Origin of the sequence: Campylobacter sp. FU_497 (genome assembly GCF_025772425.1) — a bacterium.
Lineage (GTDB): Bacteria > Campylobacterota > Campylobacteria > Campylobacterales > Campylobacteraceae > Campylobacter_D > Campylobacter_D lari_C.
In genome coordinates this window covers 22,700-43,588 of the sequence record NZ_JAKMSC010000010.1, presented here as the reverse complement: position 1 = coordinate 43,588, position 20,889 = coordinate 22,700, and the positions used below count along the sequence as shown (strand labels likewise).

Sequence of the window (20,889 nt, the reverse complement as noted above, 5' to 3'; positions counted from 1 at the left end):
TCTCCTTGAATGATTTTTATTAATCATAATATAAAAAGATTAATAAAGTCTTATTTTTGTTCTTCTTTACACATACCTGCTTCGATTAGAAAACACGAAGGCTGATAATTGCTTTTTTTAATCTTGTCATATTTTGCATAGCTTAAGTATAAAGTATCCTTAGCTCTAGTTACAGCTACATAAAAAAGCCTTCTTTCTTCTTCTAAACTCCCACCCATGCTCATGAGTTTTTGATTAGGAAATCTTCCTTGTGCAAGATCAATTACAAATACAAGCTCAAACTCAAGTCCCTTACTAGCATGTATGCTTAAAAGATTGACCCCACTACCACTACTCATTTCACTAGCACCAAGAGTAAGAAAATTATAATATTTATAATTATCACTATAATTTTTAGCAAGTTCTTTTAATACAAACATTTTTGCATTGATTTTTTCTAAAATTTCACTTTTTTTATTTAAGTCAACATTAGAGTTTTTATTAGTTGCTCTTTTAGTTGCTAAAATATCACAAATTTCTTTAAAATAATCATTTTCTAAGATCAAATTTACAAGTTGAGTTGAAACCTTACACTCGCTTGCTTTTTTAATAAAAAGATAAATTTTTTCAAGATTTTTCGCACAAAACTCGTTAATTTTAGGAAGGCTTAAAATAGGGTGGGTATTAAATTCGCTTTCTAGGTTAAACCTTGAAGGCGAGGCTAGCTCCTCAATATCATCAAAAAGTCCTAGTTGGTAACTTTGCTTTTTGTATTTTTTTAAACTCACACTACTATCAGGATTTAAAAAACCTTTAATCAAACTAGAATGCCCCAGTTTTAATAAAGCATCAAAAATATCTTTTGCTAAAACCCCACCAACTCCTTTGGTGTATTCAAGCAAGTGTATAAAAGCCATGATATCTTTTGGATTAAGCACGATTGCAAGCATAGAGCAAAAGTTTTTAACTTCCAAGCTTTCAAAAAAGCTTCCCCCGCCTTTTCTTTTGCTTGCTATACCAAGTTCTCTTAAGGCAACTTCTACTCCATCTGCGCTAGAATTATTTCTAAAAATAACAGCAATTTCATCAAGATTAACCCCGCTTTGTAAAATTATTTTTGCTATGGTGGAGTATTGATCAAATAGTTCATTGAAAGTTAGCAAGCTTGGTGCTTTAAAATCTCCTTCTCTAGTTACAATCAATTCTTTAGGATATAATCTTTCATTGTTTAAAATAACCTTATTAGCCAGCGCAAGTATATTTTTACTAGAACGATAGTTTTTATTTAAAGTAAAAATATTTGCATCGATAAATCTATCTTTAAAACTTCCTATAATAGAAATATCAGCTCCATTAAAAGCATAAATACTTTGGTCATAATCCCCCACACAAAATAAACTTTTACTTTTAAAAGCATCAATTAATGAACCTTGTAAAGTATTAGTATCTTGGTACTCATCTACTAAAATCTCATCAAATTCAAAATGATGTGAAGCTAAAACATGTTTTAATTTAATCAACAAATCATTAAAATCCACATAATTAAAACGTGCTTTTTCTTCTTCGTATTCTTTTAAAATATCCTCATAAATTTCAGCATAAACAGCTTGTTCATCATAATTTTGACAAAACCAATTATAAAATTCATCTAAATTTGCATTAGTATTTTGAAATAAAGAATACACATCATATAAATAGCTTGGCATATAAGGTTTAGTATCACTTAGATGATGAAAAGTGCGTTTTTCAAAAATGGAACGTAAAAGAATTTTAAGCTCACTTGCAGGTTTTAAAATAATATCATGATTTAATTCTTTAAGTAGAGAATAAGCAGTGCTATGAAAGGTACCTGCTGTGATTTTTGAAGTAATGCTTTTATCAAAATACCTACTAAGTCTTTCTATCATTTCTTTACTAGCTTTGTTTGTAAAGGTTAACAGCATAATTTTTTCAGGCTTTATACCATTTTGAAGTAAAAAAGCTATTCTTGCAACTATGGTTGAAGTTTTACCTGTGCCTGCGCTTGCTATGATTAGATTGTGTCCAAAAGGAGCACTAGCAGCTTTGTATTGTTCTTCATTTAAACGCGATAAGGGCATGAGCTTCCTAGTTTAAAATTATATTTTGTATATCATTAAAATAAAAATGATTGATACCATCTTTATATTCATAATAAAGCGTAAGTTTATGAGAATCTAAAATAGTCTTAACAATATATAATCCAAGTCCAAAACTATCTTTGTTTTTCTTTCCTTGTGTAAAGGCTTGAGTGTAGTATTTCAAGTCTTTATCTAAGGCTTTTCCTTTGTTTTTAAAGCAAAGATAATCTTTAGTTATTTCTATAGTAACACAATTTTCATCAGAATATTTTGTCGCATTATCTATCATATTTTTCATCGCAGTAGTAAAAAGTTTAAAATCCACATTGACACTAAAACTTTCTTTGATACTAATTTTTACTTTTTCATCATCACTCATAGCTATATCTTTAGCTTCATCTAAAAGATCTAAGATATTGTATTTTTTTAAATTAATCAAACCAGCACCTGAAGTAATTTGTTCAATGGCTGCAAATTCATTAATCAAAATTTCCAAACGATTAAAAGCGCCTACTAATCTTTCTTTATATTTGCTATCTTCAAGCATTTCTAAAGTAATTAAACCTTTAGTAATAGGTGTTTTTAACTCATGCATAATATTTCTTAAGAAAAATTGCCTTGAAGTGTTTAGTTTTTGAATTCTCAAAATAGACTCATAAAAGGCTGTTGCTACTTGAGAAATTTCATCATTGCCTTTACTGACATTTTGAATTTCATTGAGTTTATTTTCGCCAAATTTATCTATTTGTCTTTTTAAAGCTCTAAGTGGTTTTAATTTTCTAATGATAAAAATATATAAAATCAATAAAACCATTACTACTATACTAGCAATAAGCTTAATCACAAAATAACGATAACCTTGATATTCTAAATCTTTATATAAATAAAGCTTACCATCAAAAATGATTTTTAAATACACATTATCCTCTAAAGTAATGATTTCAACCACACCTGTACTAGTTTGAGCGCGTGCTATGGTTTCAGCTTTGTAGATGATTTTTCTTATAGAAGATGGGGTTGTTAGTTCTATCATTTTGTAATTTTTTGTTTGCTCATAAAATTCTTTTTCGCTAATTACATGATTAAAATACAATAATCTTGCATTAGCTATAAAAGAATATTTCGCATTAAGCTCATTAGTGTAATTTTGCTGATCATATTTTATAAGCCATAAAAATGCCAAAATCACACTAACACTAGCAAGTAAAAAAACAAAGGTTATGGTATAAAAAATTGATGATTTATTCATTGAGTTAATTTATATCCTATACCTCTGATTGAATGAATGTATTTTGGAGTTTTAGGATCATCTCCGATTTTTTGTCTGATTCTGCTAATGATTACATCTATACTTTTGTTACTAGAATCTTCACTAATAGAGCTACAATTATACACAAGTTCTTCACGGCTCACCACTCCACCTTCTTTTTTAATTAAATAACTCAAAATATCAAATTCAGCATTAGTAAAGCTAATTTCTTGATCTTTCATAGTGATAGTATGTTTGTATTTATCATATACAAGATCTTTTTTAACTTGAGTTTGAGTGGTTTTGGTGTTTGAAATTCTTCTTAAATGACTTTTAATTCTTGCTTGAAGTTCTTGAGGATTATATGGTTTTGGCAAATAATCATCAGCACCCAAATCAAGCGCAGCAACCTTATCGCTAATATCATGTCTTGCACTTGAAATGATAATAGGTGTATCATATTTTTTACGAATTTCCTCGCATACTTCAAGTCCATCAAGTCCAGGCAAGCTTAAATCCAAAATGATTAAATCATAAGGATTTAAAGCAAGTCTTGAAAGACCTATATAAGGCTCATGAGCAATATCTACTTTCATATCAAATTGCTCTAAATATTCAGCTATAATCTCTGCTAATTCTAAATCATCTTCTATCATTAAAATATTTGTCATTTTTTTCCTTTCTTAAAAAAGTAAAGCTCTAACCATACCGCCTCTATTAATCCAAATTTTAACATATTCTTTGCCTTTATTTAATTCTAAAGCCTTAGATAATTCTTTAAAATTTGAAACTTCGTATTGATCAATACCTATGATAATATCACCTTGCTCAAAGCCTATTTTTTCTGCTTTTGATTTTGGAGTAACTTCAGTGATTAAAATACCACTAATATTTTCAGGTATGCGGTATTGTTGTTTATTTTTAGAATCAAGCTCTACTAATTTCAAACCATCAATATAACCTTTTTCATATTGTAGCGATTTTTCATCTGTTTTTAGCATAAATTTAGCTGTTTTGACTTTATTATCTCTTTCATAAGTTACTTCTATAGCTTGTTTTGGATCAATACTTCCTATATAATTTTTCAAATCCATAGGACTTTTAATCACAGTTTTGTCTACTTTTATAATCAAATCGCCTCTTTTTAATCCTGCATTATAAGCTGCTGAGTCTTTTTGAACTTCTGTTATTAAAGCACCTTCTTGATTAGTATAAGCTTTTTTAATATCTTGAGTTAAAGCGCCTATAACTACACCTAAATATCCTCTTTCTATTTTTCCATGCTCAATGAGTTTTTGCGCAATAGATTTTGCCATATTAGAAGGGATTGCAAAGCCTATACCATTGTTTCCACCACTTCTTGAAAGTATGGCTGAGTTTATCCCGACTAAAGCTCCTCTGCTATCTACTAAAGCTCCACCTGAATTTCCAGGATTAATTGAAGCATCGGTTTGAATGAAATTTTCATATTGATTTAAACCTATATTATTTTTATTTAAGGCTGAAATAATCCCACTTGTAACACTACTTCCAACACCAAAAGGATTACCCAAAGCAAATACTACATCACCTTCTAATAATTTATCCGAATCAGCAAAAACTACTGCGGGTAAATTTTTTGCTTCTATTTTTATCACCGCTAAATCTGTTTTAGGATCAGCGCCAATTAATTTAGCTTTATATTCAGTGCTTGAATCAGGCAAATTTACAGTGATTTTTTCAGCACCTTCTATAACATGATTGTTTGTTATAATATAGCCATCACTTGAGATAATTACACCAGATCCAAGTGAACTTACTACTTCTTTTTTATTCTTTTTACTTTTTGGAGCTTGTGGAAAATCAAAACCAAAAAATTGTTTAAAATAAGGATCATTGAAAAAATCATCAATCCCAAAAGAATTGCTTTGAACGGTTTTAGAAGTTGAGATATTGACAACTGAATTTTTAACTTTTTGTATAGAATCATGATAAGAAAGTATAGTATTTTGATTATCAGTTGGTAAAGATCTTTTTACATTATCATCTGCTTGTTTAAAATCAATACTAGCACCAAAAAGACTAGTTGCTAATGCCAAAGAAAGAACCATAGTTTTTTTCATGTATTATCCTTTGTAAAATCAATTTATGCAAGTATAAAATTTTATTTTTACACAATTGTAAATAAAACCTTTAGTTTTAAAACTTATAAAAGTTGATTGACTAAGACTAAAGTTTATGATATAATCTTATAAAAAATAAGGAATAATAAATGAGTAATAGTTTATATGAAACACTAGGTGTTTCGCTAAATGCTAGCGCAGATGAGATAAAAAAAGCTTATAGAAAATTAGCAAGACAATATCACCCAGATATCAATAAAGAAGCAGGTGCTGAGGAAAAATTTAAAGAAATCAACGCCGCTTATGAAATTTTAAGTGATGAGAAAAAAAGAGCTCAATATGATAGATATGGTGATTCTATGTTTGGTGGGCAAAGTTTTCATGATTTTTCAAGAAATGCAGGCGGAGCTGATATTAATGATATTTTGAATAATATTTTTGGCGGAGGTTTTGGAGGATTTGGTAGAGGTTTTAGCTCTAGTAATAATTTTAGAAGTGGTTTTGGCGGATTTGGCGGATTTGAAGAGGATTTAGACTTACAAGCAAGTGTTAAAATTCCTTTTGAAAAAGGAATTTTAGGTGGTGAGCATACCATAAATATCAATAATGAACAAGTTAAAATCAAAATTCCACATGGTATAAAAGATGGCGAAAAGCTACGCATACGAGGTAAGGGAAAAAGCTTTCAAGGACAAAAAGGAGATTTGATTTTAAAAGTAGAGCTTGAAAAAAGTGATGAATACGAAAGAGAAGATGATGATTTATACAAAAAAGTTGAAATTAGCTTAAAAACAGCACTCTTTGGAGATAAAATCAGCGTACATACCCCAAGAAAAGAAGTTAAAATCACTATACCGCCAAATTCTAAAAATAATCAAAAAATCAGACTTAAAGGCTATGGAGTACAAAATAGAAAAACAGACCTTTATGGGGATATGTATTTAATTTTAAATGTAAAAATACCTGATATTAATAGTCTTGATCCTGAATTTGTAAAAATTTTAGAAGAAAAATTACCTTAAAAGGAGTATGTAATGGAGCATAGTTATGATGAACCGGTGTATCTTATAAGTGTTGTTGCAAAGGTTTTAAGCATACACCCACAAACTCTAAGACAATACGAAAAAGAAGGCTTGGTTGAGCCAAGCAGAACTGATGGCAAAATGAGACTATATTCTCAAAAAGATATAGATAGAATCAAAATGATTTTACGCTTAACAAGAGATCTTGGAGTTAATTTGGCTGGTGTTGACGTGATTTTAAAGCTAAAAACAAAAATTGATGAGTTTGAAAATACCATTGAGGAACTAAGATTAGAACTTGATAGAAGAGATAATCCTTCAAAATCAAGAGCAGTAGTTAAGCACAGAAGTAATTTTGATTTAATTTTTTTAGAAAAAATGAAATAATAGAATAAAAAAGGCTAATTGGTGGAAGAGTTTTTAAATGTCTTTTTAGTTGCAGTTGCTTTTGCTGTAATTTTAAATGTAATTTTAAAAAAATTTGGTATTCCAACTATTATAGGCTATATAGCTACAGGTTTATTTGTGCGTGAATTTTATGGTTTTAGCACGAATGAAATCATTATCCATGTGGCTGAGTTTGGTATAGTTTTTTTAATGTTTACCATAGGGCTTGAATTTTCATTTAAACATCTTTTAGCAATGAAAAAAGAAGTGTTTTTAAATGGAAGTTTGCAAATGCTAACTTGCGGTTTGGTTTGTACTTTACTTGTAACTTATATTTTAGGTATAGCAAACCATATAGCAATGATAGCAGGTTTTGCGCTAGCTTTATCATCCACTGCTATAGTTTTAAAAATACTTAATGATAGTGGTGATATCAATGAAGAATATGGCCGAAAAGCTTTGGGAATTTTGCTTTTTCAAGATATTGCTGTAATACCACTACTATTAATGATTGATATATTTAGCTCTCAAAATGCTGATATTTCAAAGCTTTTACTTACAACCTTAGTTAGTGCTGTGATTTTACTTGTTTTGCTTTATTTTATAGGCAAGTATCTTTTTACTTATGTTTTAAAATTTATCATTAAGACTAATGCAAATGAAATTTTCATCGCTACCATACTTTTTACCGTAATAGGAGCAAGCTTTTTAGCCCATTCTTTTGGTTTTTCATATTCACTTGGGGCATTCATAGCTGGAGCTTTGATAGCTGAAACTAAATACAAACACAAAATAGAAGCAGACTTGGTTCCTTTTAGGGATTTACTTTTAGGATTTTTCTTTATTAGTGTTGGTTTGCAAATTGATTTTCATATAGTTTTTGAAAATTGGTTTTTGATTTTTGTTTTTGTAAGCTTGGTGTTATTAATAAAATTTATTATAATTTATGGACTTTTAGCTCTTTATACAAGAAAAAGAGTAGCTTTGAAAACTGCTTTAAGTATTTCTCAAATTGGAGAATTTGCACTAGCAGTGTTTTCACTAATGCAAGTTAATTCATTATTAGATGAAAAAACAGCACAAATTTTTATTATAGTTTCTATTATCACTATGGTTGCGACGCCTTTTATTTTAAATAATCTTAGAAAAATAGCCAATGTAGCTGAAGGCGAACAAAATGATATGGCTAAATTTTATCTATGCGATCAAAAAATGAAAGATCATTTTATTATTTTTGGTTATGCAAGATTAGGCCAAGAAGTGGTGCAAAAGATTAAAAAAACAGGTATTCCATATCTAGTTTTAGAAAGTGATTTAAATTTAGTTGAGCTTGGACGTAGTAGAAATGAAAATGTATTTTTTGCAAATGTAGCCCAAGTAGAAACACTAAAGGTAGCCAATATAGAAGAATGCTCAGTTGCTATTATAACCATAAGCAATGAAGCTAAACTTGATATGCTTTACCAAGTGCTTTCTAACTTTAATAAGCCCATACAAACGGTTTTAAAAACAAGTGGTACAGGTGCTAAGATTATTTTCCCACATACTGATAAACATTTACACATTGTGGATGCTGAAGCTTCAATAGCTAGAAATTTAGTACAAGAAGCATTACAATGTAGAATTAACACAAGTGCAGCAGAATGAAAAATGATGAAAAAGCTTTAAGAATTAAATACGTAAGAGCTTTAGAAAAATTTACTAATTCTGCTGTAAGTGCATTAAAAAGGGAAGATTTTGATTTAACACTTTTTAGAGAAAGAATGCAAAAAAATGCTAAAATCTTTGAAAAAGTTCAAGCAGTGTTTTTGGATTCTACCTATACTAAGGCTTTGGAGATTTTTGTAAATGAGTGTTTAGATGAAAGTTTAGATCAAAAAACCTTAGCTTCAAAAGCCAATGCCTTGTATAAGCTAAAAAATAATCAAAGTTATAAAAAAGACAAACATAAAATTAAATTTAAGGATGAATATTGATAAATGTGATTTTTGATATGGATGGCACGCTTATAGATAGTGCTAATGCTATAGTATGTGCGGTAAATGAAATAAGAGCGGATTTAAATTTAGAACCTTTGAAAAGAGAGTTTATTTTAGATACTATCAATACTCCTGGGCAAAATTATGCTAAGATTTTTTACGGGGTTGATACTTACTCACATACTAGTTTTAAAGAAGGTTATGAGAAGTATTTTATCAAGCATTATGATCAAAGCGTGGTGCTTTTTGATGGTGTGCTTGAGGTTTTGGATTTTTGTAAAAAAAATGATTGTTATCTAGCTATAGCTACTAATGCGCCTCAGGAAAGTTTAGTACCTATTTTAAAAAAACAAAACATTCTTTCATATTTTGATAAAATATTAGGTGTTAGTTATGGTATAGAAGCTAAGCCTGATCCTATGATGCTAAGATTAATCGCAGATGAAGCAAAATATGAAAAAAGTATTTTTATAGGCGATAGCTTAAAAGACAGACTTTGTGCTAAAAATGCTAAGATGGATTACATACATATTTCTTGGCAAAAAGAAATTAAAGATTTAGATGAAGCTAACGATAAAACTACTTTAATAGAAAAAATTCAAACTTACATAAAAGGTTAAAAAATGGATATTTTTGATGAAATGTTTGCAAAAAGCCCTAAAGAAAAATTTATCGAAACAATAAAATATGCAAATTTAGGTGCATTAGAAAATGTTTTAGAAAAATTATTAGCCGATCATATCGCTATGATAGAGCTTTTAGAAAAAAATAATTTAAATGAAAGCGATGTGGCTCAATTTCAAATGGAAAATTCACTCTTAATAGATGAGAGAAAAAACGATTTTTACATAGGATTAAGCGCTGAAATTTTAGGGCATGAGGGTTGATTTTGCGTTTATTTTTATCTTTATTTTTGATACTTAATTTTTTAAAGGCTGAAGTATTTTTTGATTATACTTATAAATTTACCTTAAGCAAAGATGAAAAAGCAAGTGTAAAAATAAAAGAAATTGACTATCCTGATGAGATTTATTATTTTGACTTTTCATGGACTTTATTTGATCAAACTAATATTATTGTTCATTCAAAATATAAAAAATACCCTAGACAATTTGTGATGTCTTTAAGAAGAAATTTAAACTGGGTAGATCAAACCTTAGTACCTGATTATAAAAATCCTCATATAGATAGAGCAAGATTGATACTTGAATTTAGTGATTTTAAAAAAGGTGAAGCTATTTTTACTGTGTATATAGAAGATAAAGATAAAAGATTAGAAGTAGAATTTTTAGACCCTAGAAAAGCCTCTCTTAATCAAAACTAAAGTAAAATTTAATAAAATATAATTATAAGAAAACTAAGGAAAGCATAGTGCAAAAGATCGATCAATATATGCATGAATTTTTATCTGAATTAAACTACAAGCCTATTTTAACCATGAGTTCAAAACTTCAAGGTGGTAAAAAATTACGCTCAAAACTACTTTTAAAAATAGCCGGGGAAAGTGATATTAGCTATAAAATCTGTGCTATTATAGAGTTAATTCATGCTGCAAGCTTATTGCATGATGATGTGATTGATGAGGCAAAATTAAGAAGAGGAGTAAAGTCTATCAATGCACAATTTGGAGCTAAAAACGCCATCATGCTCGGAGATATCTTATACTCAAAAGCCTTTTATGAGCTTTCTTTAATAGATTTAAAATTAGCAAAAATCATTTCTAATGCTGTTGTTATGCTTTCTGTTGGTGAATTAATGGATGTAAATTTAAGCGAAACTTTCAATACTGATAAAAACGCTTATTTACAAATGATATACAATAAAACAGCCATTTTAATCGAAGCTAGTGCAAGGTGTGGGGCTATACTTGCTGATTTAAATGAAGATGATTTCGCAGAATATGGTAAAAATTTGGGTTTAGCTTTTCAAATTGTAGATGATATTTTAGATATCAAAGGTGATGAGCAAACCTTGGGAAAACCTGCTATGAATGATTTTAAAGAAGGTAAAACCACTCTTGCTTATATGTATTTGTATGAAAAATTAAATCCACAAGATCAAGAAATACTTAAGTCTTATTACAAGAAAGATTTAAGTGTGGATGAGCTTGCTTGGATTAAAAATAAAATGCAAGGATATGAAATTTTTAATCAAGTTGGTCAAGAACTAAACACTTATGCAAATAATGCACTAAAAGCCATAGCAAAATACAATATAAAAGATTTAGAAGATATTATTAAAAGTATGATAGAAAGGGAATTTTAATGCATTATTATTGTATCAGTTTTACACATAAAAATACAGATATTGCTACTAGAGAAAAACTTTCCTTTTCTAATGAAGATAAAAAAAGAGAGTTGTTAAAGCTAATTCATACTAATAATAAAATTTTAGAAAGCTTAGTACTTAGTACTTGTAATAGGGTTGAAATTTTTCTTTTTGTTGGGGATGTTGAAAGCATTAATGAGCATATTTTAAGAACGCTTAGTTTGCTTTGTGGAGTTGATAAAGAAAATTTAAGCACTAAGGCTGATTTTTACGAAGATAGCGGAGCTATCCATCATTTATTTTCTGTGGCAAGCTCACTTGATAGCTTGGTTATTGGTGAAACACAAATTGCTGGACAATTAAAAGATGCTTATAAATTTGCTCTGCAAGAACAAAGATGTGGTGTGCATTTAACTAGAGCGGTGCATTATGCTTTTAAATGTGCAGCAAATGTTAGAAATCAAACCGAAATTTCTAAAAATCCTATTTCAGTTGCTTCAGTAGCAGTAGCAAAAGCTAAAGAACTCCTAAATTTAGAAAATAAAACTGCAGTTGTAGTAGGTGCAGGGGAAATGAGCGAACTAGCCTGTAAGCATTTATTAAATGCTAAGGCCAAAGTATTGATATTAAATAGAGATATACAAAATGCCCAAAAGCTTTGTGAGGATTTGGGTGAAAATGCAAGTTGTGAAAGTATTGCAAATTTAAAAGAAGCACTAAATCAATATGAGATATTTTTTAGCGCCACAAATGCTCCGCATGCTATTATAACTAATGATTTATTAGAAGAAAAAGATTATAAAAGATATTTTTTTGATATAGCGGTGCCTAGGGATATTGATGTAAAAGCAAATGAAAAAAATATAGTCTATGCTGTTGATGATTTAGAAGAAGTTGTAAGAAAAAATTTAACTCTAAGAGAACACCAAGCCCAAATTGCTTATTCTATAGTAGGAACTATGACAAATGAATTTTTTCAACATCTAAGCAAACTAGCAACCCTGCCTTTAGTGAAACAACTACGTTTACAAGCTGATAAAATTGCCAAAGAACAGTTACAAAAGGCCATAGATAAAGGATATTTAAAACACTCAAACCATGAAGAAGCAAGAAAGCTTATAAGACAAGTAATGAATGCCTTTTTACATCATCCTAGTGTAAATTTAAAAAAGCTAAGTGGAACTATGCAAAATGATTCAGTAGTTAATGCTATGCGTTATGTGTTTGATTTAAAAAATGAAAATATGGAAGGTTTAAACCTTTATAAATGTGAATTTAATTTGGAGAATAATCATGAAATTTAGTAAATTTTATGCCATAAGTACAAAAGAAAATCCAAAGGACGCTACTTTACCAAGTCATATATTTTTAGTTAAAGGTGCCTTTGTAGAACAAATTGGAAGTGGTTTATATAATTTTTTGCCTTTAGGAAAAAGAGTTTTAGATAAGATTAAAAATATCATCAAAGAAGAAATGGATAAAGCAGGTGCTTTAGAGGTAAATTTAAGTTTCAATACTCCAGCTGAACTTTGGAAAGAGAGTGGAAGATTTAACGTTTTTGGCAAAGAGCTTTTACGCTTTAAAGATAGAAAAGAAAATGATTTTGTCTTAGGGCCAACTCATGAAGAAGCTATGGTGGCTTTAGTAAGAAATAAAATAAATTCTTACAAACAACTTCCTTTACATTTATATCAAATAGGACTTAAATTTAGAGATGAAGCTAGACCTAGATTTGGACTTTTAAGATGTAGAGAATTTTTAATGAAAGATGGTTATAGTTTTCATGCTAATGAAGCTGATTTAGACAAAGAATTTAATCTTATGCATGAAACTTATAGTAAAATTCTTACAAGATTAGGGCTTGAATTTAGAGCTGTTGAAGCTGATAGCGGGGCTATTGGTGGAAGTGGTTCAAAAGAATTTATGGTTTTGGCTAAAAATGGCGAGGATGATATATTATTATGTGAGCATTGTGATTATGCTGCAAATATTGAAGCAGCAAAAAGAGCTAAAAAAAGTTGCGAATCTGAAAGACCAGAAGCTGACTTTGCTACACAATTTCACACTCCAAATGTAAAAACTATAGAAGAATTAGCAGATTTTTTTAAAATTAACCCTTACTATACTATTAAAGCTATTGCTAAAAAAGCTATTTATGAAAATGAAGAAAAGATTGTAGTATTTTTTATACGCGGTGATGATGAATTACAAGAAGTTAAAGCACTAAATGCGGCAAATGCACTAGAATTAGTTGATGTAAGTGAAGAAGAATTAGAAAAAGCAGGTTTAGTGCCAGGATTTATCGGCTTTGTAGGATTAAATGGAGTTGATTTTTATATTGATCATGAGCTTGAAAATGAAACAAATATGATTATTGGAGCAAATAAAAAAGACTATCATTTAGTCGGAATCAATGTTGTAAATTTAAACAAAGAACGCTTTAAAGATCTTGCGGCAGTTAAAGAGCATGATCTTTGTCCAAAATGCCAGCACAAGCTTAAGCAAAGCAAGGGTATTGAAGTAGGACATATTTTTAAACTTGGAAATAAATACTCAAAAGCAATGAATGCAAGCTATTTAGATGAAAATGGTAAAGCTCAATTTTTCACTATGGGTTGTTATGGTATGGGTGTTAGTCGTTTGGTTGCGGTTGCCATAGAAGCAAGCCATGATGAAAAAGGCTGTATTTGGAATAAAACTTTAGCTCCTTTTGTTTTAGATATCATCGTTTCTAATATAAAAGATACAAAAGCTATGGAATTTGCTGAGCAAATTTATACTCATTTTAGTGATAAAGAGATTTTATTTGATGATAGAAATGAGCGTTTTGGTGTAAAGATTAATGATTTTGAATTAATGGGCTTTCCTTATGCTTTAGTTATAGGCAAAGGCTTAGAAAATAATGAAGTAGAGTTAATCCATAGAAATACCTTAGAAAAACAAGTTTTAAAAACCCAAGAAGTAATTTCACACTTAGAGAAAATTCTATGATAGCAAGAGTAAATATAAGCGCATTTTTGATTTTAGAATTAATTGCTAGTATTTTATTTATAGCCTTTTTTGGTTTTTTAAATTTTTTTATGATAGTTTTTGCAAGTATGTTTTTAGGAGCAATGTTTTTAGCAAAGACTTGGACAAATCTCATCACTATGCAAAATACCAACACGAATTTATTTGGTATGATTAAATTATTTTCTTTAACCATAGTAGGAATTTTGCTTTTAATACCAGGAATTTTAAGTACATTTTTAGGAATTTTGCTTTTATTTTTTATGATGGCGCTAAAACTTTTTACAAAACAAAAAAGAAAATATCATCATCAAACAAATAATGAAGAAGAAATCATAGATGTAGAAATCATACAGGAGCATAAAAAATGCAATTAATCATCGCAACAAGAAAAAGCCAACTTGCGTTATGGCAAAGTGAGTTTATAAAAAATAAATTATTACAAACACATTCTGAATTAGAAATTTCTTTAGAGGGTTTTAAAACTAAAGGCGATGTTTTACTTGATTCTCCTTTGGCTAAAATAGGTGGAAAAGGACTTTTTACAAAAGAACTTGAAGAAAGTATGCTAAGAGGTGATTCGCATTTAGCTGTGCATAGCTTAAAAGATGTGCCGAGCTTCTTTCCTGATGGCTTAGTTTTAGCTGCTATTTCAAAAAGAGAAGTGGTAAATGATGCTTTTTTAAGTGAGTATTATGAGAGTTTAAATGCTCTCCCAAAAGGTGCAAAAGTAGGTACAACAAGTCTTAGAAGAAGAATGCAACTTTTAGCACTAAGACCTGATTTAAACATCATTTCTCTAAGAGGTAATATCAACTCACGCTTAGAAAAACTTAAAGCCAAAGAATTTGACGCTATTATTTTAGCTTTAGCTGGTATTAAACGCTTAGGTTTAGATAAAGAAATAAAATACATTAGAGCTTTTGAGCTTGATGAGATGATACCCGCAGCTTCTCAAGGAGCCTTAGGCATAGAAAGCATTGATGATAAACAAATTTTAAAATACCTTGAATGCTTAAATGATGAAAATGCCTTCATAGAAACCTATATAGAAAGAGATTTTATAAAAACTCTAGAAGGTGGCTGCCAAGTACCTATAGGAATTAATGCAAAAATCATTGATGAAAAAATAGAAATTCGCGCCATAGTAGGCTTACCTGATGCAAGTAAAATTCTCAAAGAAAAAAGAATGATTGATAAGCAAGATTACACTAATGCAGGCGAGCTTTTAGCTAAAGAAATGATAGCAAAAGGTGCAAAAGAAATTTTAAAAGAAGCAGAGAGTATGATATAAATGCAGAAATTCATAGAGCTTTTAGAAAAAAATAATTTATTAAAAACCATTCATGAGCCTGTTGATGTTGATCTTGAAATGGCACATTTAGCTTATATAGAAGTTAAAAAAGAAGATTCAAAAGCCTTACTTTTTACTAATGCGGTAAAAAATGGTAAAAAATACGATTATCCTGTTCTTTTAAATACTTTTTGTAATGAAGAAGCTTTAAAATTAGCATTTGAAAAAGACTATGAAGATGTGGCTAAAGAAATTAGTTCTTTGCTTAAAATGCATATACCACAAAGCTTTGGTGCAAAATTAAATTTTTTCAAAACCTTACTTAATTTAAAAAATATCCCACCAAAACGCATTAAAAAAGATGGAGAATTTAACTACAAAAGCTTAAATTCATTATATGATATGCCTATTTTAAAAACTTGGGAAAAAGACGCTGCGCCTTTTATCACCATGGGACAAGTTTATACTCAAAGCTTAGATGGAAAACAAAATAATCTTGGAATGTATCGTTTGCAAGTAGTTGATGAAAAAACCTTGCTTATGCATTGGCAAATTCACAAAGATGCGAGCCATTTTTTCCATGAGTATAAAAAAGCAAATCAAAAAATGCCAGTAAGCATAGCCATAGGTGGAGATCCTTTATATATTTGGTGTGCCCAAGCACCTTTACCAAAAGGAATTTTTGAACTTTTACTTTATGGTTTTATCAAGAAAAAACCTGCCATTTTAGCAAAATGCAAAAGCAATCATCTTTATGTGCCTTATGATAGTGATTTTGTGATTGAGGGCTTTGTAGATCCAAATGAATTTGCACCTGAGGGACCTTTTGGAGATCATACGGGCTTTTACACTCCGGTTGAGCTTTGTCCTATTTTAAAAGTAGAAAAAATCTTTGCTAAAAAAAATGCGATTTATCAAGCTACTGTTGTAGGAAAACCGCCTTTAGAAGATAAATACATGGGGCTTGGCACAGAAAGAGTTTTTTTACCTTTACTTCAGACAAATGCTCCTGATTTGATAGATTACAACATGCCTGAAAATGGAGTTTTTCATAATCTAATCTTGGCTAAAATAGAAGCAAAATACCCAGCTCATGCAAAACAAGTCATGCATACTTTTTGGGGAGTGGGGCAAATGAGTTTTGTAAAACATGCTATTTTTGTTGATGAAAATGCACCTTGTTTGAAAGATTATGACAAACTCATACCTTACATACTTAATCGCTTTGATGAAGAAAAATTACTTATTAGCGAAGGAATTTGTGATCAACTCGATCATGCTTCAAGTACTTATTGTTATGGTGGTAAAGCAGGGCTTGATGCGTGTGGTGATGAGAAAAAAGTTGAACTTAAAATTTTAAGCGATGAGGTTTTGCTTTCACTTTTTAAAGAAAAAGATCAAAGTATTTTAAAATTAAAGCAATTTTACACCCAAACCTTTGCTCCAATTTGTGTGATTTTGATTGATAAAAAAGAAAAAATTGCCCAAGTTTTTGAAAAATTACAAACTTATAAAAAGCATTTTAGAATTTTAGTTTTCTTAGATACAGATGCTATTTTAGAAAATCCTTATATGTTAATTTGGCGTGTAGTAAATAATATCGATGCAAAAAGAGATATTTTTCTCAAAAAAGATTGTGCTGCGATTGATGCGACAAATAAAGGATTGTTAGAAGATTATCATAAAGAATGGCCTTTAATGACAAATTGTTCTAAAGAGGTTATAGACAGACTTATTGCAAGAAATTTACTTCCAAATGATGAAAAATTATTCAAAAAGTTTGAAATTTTTTAATTTTAAACTTTTTGAGAACACTTTTTGCTTGTAAGAAAATATAGATTTTTAATCTAAATATTAAGTTTTTTAAAATTATGTCGATAGAGTATTTTAAAGTCTTTTAAAAAGGAGTTTAAAATGGACATTAGTAACAATATTCAAAGAGATGCAAATGTAGCTCATTTTAATACAAAAAGTGTTGAAAAAGCACCTCAAGAGAATAAGCAACAACAAGTTAATTTAAACGATCAAGATGAGAATTTAAGTGAAAAACTAAAAAACGCGACAGAAAAGCTTAATAGTCAAATGGAAACACTAGGAACAAATGTGCGTTTTGCATTTAATGACAAAATCAATGAAATGTATATAAATGTAACCGAAAAAGATACAGGAAAACTTATACGTAAAATTCCTAGTGAAGAAGTAATGAAATTAATAGAGCATTTTAAAGGTGTTATTGGTACTATTTTTGATAAGGAGAGTTAATCATGGCAGTAGGTAGTTTAGGAAGTTTAGGGATAGGTTCAGGAGTTTTAACAAGCGATACGCTTAATAAACTAAAAGAAGCAGAAATGCATGCGAATTTGAAATTTTATAATTCGCAACTTGAAACCAATGGATTAAGACAAAAAGATTTGGCAGAGCTTGAAGCTAAACTACTTGCATTTCAAACAGCTGTAAATAGTCTAGGAGATGCTTCACAGTTTAATCAAAAAAAAGTATCACCTAGTGTAAGTGGAGATAGTGCTGCTGCTAGTTTAACCGTAGGATCTTTATCTAATCTTACAAACATGAAAGTTATTGTTGATCAACTTGCTCAAAAAGATGTATATCAAAGCAATGGTTTTAAGGATAAAACTTCATCGGTACTACAAAATTTAGGTCTAAGTGGCACCAAATCTTTTACAATCACACAAGATGGAAAAGAATATAAAATAGAAATTGATCAAAGCACTACCGTAGCTCAACTTGCTGAAAAAATCAACTCTGCTACAGGCGGCAAAGTAGAAGCTAAAATAGTCAATACTGGAGATAAAGAAAACCCATATCGTTTAGTAGTACAAAGCAAAGATACTGGAACGCAAAACAATATTTCTTTTTCAGGTGATGAAGATCTCTTAAAAGGTATGGGATGGGAGCTTGATAAAAATAGTATTAGCGCTGGTGGTTTATTTGGTTTTAGACAACAAGGCAATACAGATAAAACTCAAATTAGCGGATCTCTTACTTACAAACCAAATGGAAGTGATAAATTATTAAATTCAGGAGATGGCAAAACCTCTTTAACTTTTGTAGTTAAAAATGGTGATACTTATGATAGATATACCATAGATATCGATGAAAATACTACTTATGATAGTTTAGCTGAACAAATTAGCAAAAAAACCGGTGGTAAGGTTAATTTAGAACTAACAGATACAGGAGCAACTTTCAAAACAACCAATGGAGCTGAACTTGGTATTTTTGATGGAGGCTATGCTGTAGATGAAGATGGTAATATTGATAAAGCAAATTATACTAGAGATGACAAAGCTACTTCATTATTGAAAGATAAATTTGGTATTACTTTAGATACTAGCACTCCACAAGGATATAATGTTTCTAAAGATAATAAAAATCATATCCAAAAAGGAATGGATGCTATTTTTAGTGTAGATGGTGTTCAAATGACTAGACCAACCAACACTATCACAGATATAAGCCCAGATACCACCTTAGAACTTAAACAAAAAGGTGAAATAAGCTTTAATGTGACTCAAGATACAGCTGCCATAGCTGAATCTTTAGAAAGTTTAGCAACTGCTTATAATGATTTAATGTTAAATCTTACAGCAGCTACAAAATATGATCCTGATGCAGGGACAAAAGGAAATTTTGTAGGTGTTAATGCGATCTCAAATATAAAATCTCAAATTAATAATATTTTACTTCAAACTATCACAGTTGATGGAACAATCACAGTTGGAGATAGTGAAACTTCAGAAGGGACAAAAATATCATCTAAAGTTAGTTTGTCTTTAGCTGATTATGGACTTACTATATCTAATGGAACCATGACTTTTGATTCTTCTAAATTTAATACCAAATTTAGTGAAGATCCAGAAATGGCCGAAAGATTTTTTGTAGGAAGCAATGGTTTTGAAGATATAAACTTAAGCGGAGAAAAGGTTGGAGGATTTGCAAGCAAAAACCCAAATGGTATTGATTTTAGTGATTCAGAATTTAAAATTATTTATAATGAAGAAACCATAGATTTAACTAAAACAAAAAATGGCGATCCTTTTGTGCTAACGGGAAGTACAGATGAAGAAATGGCTCAGAATTTAGTTGATCATATTAATAGCTTTGGTTTAGAAGGTTTAGAGGCTAGTTTTGAAATTATCAATCAAGGAAGTCCTGATCAAAAAATTCAATTTAAAATTAAAGGAACTTCAGGAAGCGATTTAGAAATTCAAGGTAAAGAAGAGTTTTTAAAACAATTTGGCTTAAGTCCTAAAACTATGTATTCAAATTGGAAAGAAGAAACTGGAACTTTTGGCGTGCTTAAAAACACCATGAGAGAAATGATGAGTTCAGAAGGTTCTTTTGGTGGGTATAAAGCTTCTTTAACAAAAGAATCAAAGAATTTGAATGAAACCATAGAAAATACAAAAAGCTCTATTGATACAAAATATGATACTATGTGGTCAACATGGGCAGCATATGATAGTATTATTTCTAAATTAAATAATCAAGCAAGCGTTATTGCTAATATGATTAATGCAGCAAATAATCAAAATTCTTAAAATAAGAAAGGATTTAAATGGTAAATAGTGCAGTTTATAATGCATATTCACAAAGCCAAGCAGGCGTAGAATCTCAAGAAAAACTTATAGAGATGTTATACGGAGGGATTCTACGCTTTGCAAGTAGGATAAAAATAGCTATACAAAATGAAAATATAGAAGAAAGAGTGTATTATGTAAAAAGAGCTAGTGCTATTTTTGTTGAGCTTATTAACTGTCTTGACTATGAAAAAGGTGGAGATGTAGCACATTATCTGAGTGGCTTATATACAAGAGAATTACAACTTCTTTCTTTAGCAAACATAGAAAATAATGAGGCTAGAGTAGATGAAGTAATAAATGTAGTAAAAGGCTTACTAGAAGCTTGGAGGGAAGTACATCAAAAATGAGTGAAAAAAAATGGATAGATGAGTTTAAACTAGCTGTATATACTGAAGATGTGGAAAAAATAGTTAAACTCATCGAAAAACCTGATTTTAAAGATTGTCCTAATGAAGCCTTGGCACTTACTAATGAAGCAATAGCTTTTATGAAAAAAAAGCAAGATGAAGTAGCAAAAAATTTGCAAAAACTCAAAAAAGCTTCTGCTTATATGAAGTAAAACATGGCGATAAGCCGAGTTCTGTCAAGAGCGATCATTTATCTAGACTTGTTTTTGCAAACAAGTTCAAGCGAAGGGTTATATTATAAGACAAAAACCACCCCTTCTTGCTGCAGATTGGGTTTACATAGCTAGCTTTGTTACCAAAGCTACTGGTAGGCTCTTACTCTACCGTTTCACCTTTTCCATAAAAATATGGTAGTTTTCTTTCTGTTGCACTTTCCCTTAGGTTGCCCTAGCCATCCATTAGATGGAATCCTTGTCTTATTGCAGCTCGGACTTTCCTCTTCGAAAGAAGCGATCGCTTGCCATGTTTAGATGAATTTTATCAAAAAAAT

At 29.9% G+C, this 20,889-nt stretch carries 21 protein-coding genes and 1 other RNA gene; 17 read left to right on the top strand and 5 right to left on the bottom strand.

What is annotated here, in order from left to right:
* Window positions 1-50 precede the first annotated feature (50 nt).
* From L8W68_RS05420 to L8W68_RS05405, 4 genes are read right to left on the bottom strand one after another with little or no spacing between them, the layout of a single operon-like run.
* A complete protein-coding gene (locus L8W68_RS05420; RefSeq protein WP_263675288.1) occupies window positions 51-2,078 on the bottom strand; it encodes an ATP-dependent helicase in 2,028 nt (675 codons plus the stop codon).
* A 7-nt stretch (window positions 2,079-2,085) separates the two neighbouring features.
* Complete coding sequence (locus tag L8W68_RS05415) at window positions 2,086-3,327, bottom strand: ArsS family sensor histidine kinase (RefSeq protein ID WP_087700579.1); 1,242 nt, start codon at window positions 3,325-3,327, stop codon at window positions 2,086-2,088.
* Window positions 3,324-3,998: a response regulator transcription factor gene (locus L8W68_RS05410; RefSeq protein ID WP_263675287.1), complete on the bottom strand. Its 675-nt coding sequence runs from the start codon at window positions 3,996-3,998 to the stop codon at window positions 3,324-3,326. The genes L8W68_RS05415 and L8W68_RS05410 overlap by 4 nt, the downstream gene beginning before the upstream one ends.
* 12 nt (window positions 3,999-4,010) lie before the next feature.
* Window positions 4,011-5,429, bottom strand: a complete 1,419-nt coding sequence (locus tag L8W68_RS05405; RefSeq protein WP_263675286.1) for a DegQ family serine endoprotease — start codon at window positions 5,427-5,429, stop codon at window positions 4,011-4,013.
* Window positions 5,430-5,578: 149 nt separating this feature from the next.
* Here L8W68_RS05405 and L8W68_RS05400 point away from each other — a divergent pair, with 149 nt between their 5' ends.
* The 17 genes from L8W68_RS05400 to L8W68_RS05320 all read left to right on the top strand — a co-directional run bounded on the left by L8W68_RS05400 (window position 5,579) and on the right by L8W68_RS05320 (window position 20,551).
* Window positions 5,579-6,451 (top strand): J domain-containing protein, encoded by an 873-nt coding sequence (locus L8W68_RS05400; RefSeq protein WP_263675285.1) that lies wholly within the window; start codon window positions 5,579-5,581, stop codon window positions 6,449-6,451.
* A 12-nt stretch (window positions 6,452-6,463) separates the two neighbouring features.
* On the top strand, window positions 6,464-6,838 hold the full coding sequence (locus L8W68_RS05395; protein ID WP_039618318.1) for a heat shock protein transcriptional repressor HspR: 375 nt from the start codon (window positions 6,464-6,466) through the stop codon (window positions 6,836-6,838).
* A gap of 21 nt (window positions 6,839-6,859) precedes the next feature.
* Complete coding sequence (locus L8W68_RS05390) at window positions 6,860-8,485, top strand: cation:proton antiporter (protein WP_257904265.1); 1,626 nt, start codon at window positions 6,860-6,862, stop codon at window positions 8,483-8,485.
* Window positions 8,482-8,814, top strand: a complete 333-nt coding sequence (locus L8W68_RS05385; protein WP_263670817.1) for a hypothetical protein — start codon at window positions 8,482-8,484, stop codon at window positions 8,812-8,814. The genes L8W68_RS05390 and L8W68_RS05385 overlap by 4 nt, the downstream gene beginning before the upstream one ends.
* Window positions 8,811-9,437 (top strand): HAD family hydrolase, encoded by a 627-nt coding sequence (locus L8W68_RS05380; protein ID WP_263675284.1) that lies wholly within the window; start codon window positions 8,811-8,813, stop codon window positions 9,435-9,437. The genes L8W68_RS05385 and L8W68_RS05380 overlap by 4 nt, the downstream gene beginning before the upstream one ends.
* Window positions 9,438-9,440: 3 nt before the next feature.
* Window positions 9,441-9,704, top strand: coding sequence for a DUF2018 family protein (locus L8W68_RS05375; RefSeq protein WP_039618310.1), 264 nt, complete (start codon window positions 9,441-9,443; stop codon window positions 9,702-9,704).
* Entirely contained in the window at window positions 9,701-10,141 is a 441-nt protein-coding gene (locus L8W68_RS05370) for an exporting protein (protein ID WP_373274189.1), read from the top strand. Before L8W68_RS05375 ends, L8W68_RS05370 begins: the two co-directional genes overlap by 4 nt.
* Window positions 10,142-10,188: 47 nt before the next feature.
* Window positions 10,189-11,082, top strand: a complete 894-nt coding sequence (locus L8W68_RS05365; RefSeq protein WP_214127296.1) for a polyprenyl synthetase family protein — start codon at window positions 10,189-10,191, stop codon at window positions 11,080-11,082.
* On the top strand, window positions 11,082-12,389 hold the full coding sequence (gene hemA, locus L8W68_RS05360) for a glutamyl-tRNA reductase (protein WP_039628326.1): 1,308 nt from the start codon (window positions 11,082-11,084) through the stop codon (window positions 12,387-12,389). The genes L8W68_RS05365 and hemA overlap by 1 nt, the downstream gene beginning before the upstream one ends.
* Window positions 12,376-14,076 carry a proline--tRNA ligase gene (locus L8W68_RS05355; RefSeq protein ID WP_214134972.1) on the top strand — a complete coding sequence of 567 codons (1,701 nt, stop codon included), beginning with the start codon at window positions 12,376-12,378 and terminating at the stop codon, window positions 14,074-14,076. The genes hemA and L8W68_RS05355 overlap by 14 nt, the downstream gene beginning before the upstream one ends.
* A complete protein-coding gene (locus L8W68_RS05350) occupies window positions 14,073-14,471 on the top strand; it encodes an FxsA family protein (RefSeq protein WP_039626075.1) in 399 nt (132 codons plus the stop codon). The genes L8W68_RS05355 and L8W68_RS05350 overlap by 4 nt, the downstream gene beginning before the upstream one ends.
* On the top strand, window positions 14,462-15,388 hold the full coding sequence (hemC, locus tag L8W68_RS05345) for a hydroxymethylbilane synthase (RefSeq protein WP_263675283.1): 927 nt from the start codon (window positions 14,462-14,464) through the stop codon (window positions 15,386-15,388). The genes L8W68_RS05350 and hemC overlap by 10 nt, the downstream gene beginning before the upstream one ends.
* A complete protein-coding gene (locus L8W68_RS05340; RefSeq protein ID WP_263675282.1) occupies window positions 15,389-17,182 on the top strand; it encodes a menaquinone biosynthesis decarboxylase in 1,794 nt (597 codons plus the stop codon). It begins immediately after the preceding gene.
* Between the two features lie 120 nt (window positions 17,183-17,302).
* Complete coding sequence (locus L8W68_RS05335; RefSeq protein ID WP_263675281.1) at window positions 17,303-17,650, top strand: FlaG family protein; 348 nt, start codon at window positions 17,303-17,305, stop codon at window positions 17,648-17,650.
* Window positions 17,651-17,652: 2 nt separating this feature from the next.
* Window positions 17,653-19,950, top strand: a complete 2,298-nt coding sequence (fliD, locus tag L8W68_RS05330; RefSeq protein ID WP_263675280.1) for a flagellar filament capping protein FliD — start codon at window positions 17,653-17,655, stop codon at window positions 19,948-19,950.
* 17 nt (window positions 19,951-19,967) lie between these two features.
* Window positions 19,968-20,339 (top strand): flagellar export chaperone FliS, encoded by a 372-nt coding sequence (fliS, locus tag L8W68_RS05325; RefSeq protein ID WP_039618295.1) that lies wholly within the window; start codon window positions 19,968-19,970, stop codon window positions 20,337-20,339.
* Entirely contained in the window at window positions 20,336-20,551 is a 216-nt protein-coding gene (locus tag L8W68_RS05320) for a hypothetical protein (protein WP_133318894.1), read from the top strand. Before fliS ends, L8W68_RS05320 begins: the two co-directional genes overlap by 4 nt.
* On the opposite strand, the gene rnpB is transcribed toward L8W68_RS05320, so the two are convergent.
* Window positions 20,546-20,868, bottom strand: an RNA gene (rnpB, locus tag L8W68_RS05315) — RNase P RNA component class A. The two genes, L8W68_RS05320 and rnpB, sit on opposite strands and share 6 nt — an antisense overlap.
* Window positions 20,869-20,889: the final 21 nt, after the last annotated feature.

What these genes read in the sequence shown, in the direction of transcription:
- L8W68_RS05420 (WP_263675288.1), bottom strand. Translation starts at nt 2,078, where the DNA reads ATGCCCTTATCGCGTTTAAATGAAGAACAATACAAAGCTGCTAGTGCT.
- L8W68_RS05415 (WP_087700579.1), bottom strand. Translation starts at nt 3,327, where the DNA reads ATGAATAAATCATCAATTTTTTATACCATAACCTTTGTTTTTTTACTT.
- L8W68_RS05410 (WP_263675287.1), bottom strand. Translation starts at nt 3,998, where the DNA reads ATGACAAATATTTTAATGATAGAAGATGATTTAGAATTAGCAGAGATT.
- L8W68_RS05405 (WP_263675286.1), bottom strand. Translation starts at nt 5,429, where the DNA reads ATGAAAAAAACTATGGTTCTTTCTTTGGCATTAGCAACTAGTCTTTTT.
- L8W68_RS05400 (WP_263675285.1), top strand. Translation starts at nt 5,579, where the DNA reads ATGAGTAATAGTTTATATGAAACACTAGGTGTTTCGCTAAATGCTAGC.
- L8W68_RS05395 (WP_039618318.1), top strand. Translation starts at nt 6,464, where the DNA reads ATGGAGCATAGTTATGATGAACCGGTGTATCTTATAAGTGTTGTTGCA.
- L8W68_RS05385 (WP_263670817.1), top strand. Translation starts at nt 8,482, where the DNA reads ATGAAAAATGATGAAAAAGCTTTAAGAATTAAATACGTAAGAGCTTTA.
- L8W68_RS05375 (WP_039618310.1), top strand. Translation starts at nt 9,441, where the DNA reads ATGGATATTTTTGATGAAATGTTTGCAAAAAGCCCTAAAGAAAAATTT.
- hemA (WP_039628326.1), top strand. Translation starts at nt 11,082, where the DNA reads ATGCATTATTATTGTATCAGTTTTACACATAAAAATACAGATATTGCT.
- L8W68_RS05350 (WP_039626075.1), top strand. Translation starts at nt 14,073, where the DNA reads ATGATAGCAAGAGTAAATATAAGCGCATTTTTGATTTTAGAATTAATT.
- hemC (WP_263675283.1), top strand. Translation starts at nt 14,462, where the DNA reads ATGCAATTAATCATCGCAACAAGAAAAAGCCAACTTGCGTTATGGCAA.
- L8W68_RS05340 (WP_263675282.1), top strand. Translation starts at nt 15,389, where the DNA reads ATGCAGAAATTCATAGAGCTTTTAGAAAAAAATAATTTATTAAAAACC.
- L8W68_RS05335 (WP_263675281.1), top strand. Translation starts at nt 17,303, where the DNA reads ATGGACATTAGTAACAATATTCAAAGAGATGCAAATGTAGCTCATTTT.
- fliD (WP_263675280.1), top strand. Translation starts at nt 17,653, where the DNA reads ATGGCAGTAGGTAGTTTAGGAAGTTTAGGGATAGGTTCAGGAGTTTTA.
- fliS (WP_039618295.1), top strand. Translation starts at nt 19,968, where the DNA reads ATGGTAAATAGTGCAGTTTATAATGCATATTCACAAAGCCAAGCAGGC.
- L8W68_RS05320 (WP_133318894.1), top strand. Translation starts at nt 20,336, where the DNA reads ATGAGTGAAAAAAAATGGATAGATGAGTTTAAACTAGCTGTATATACT.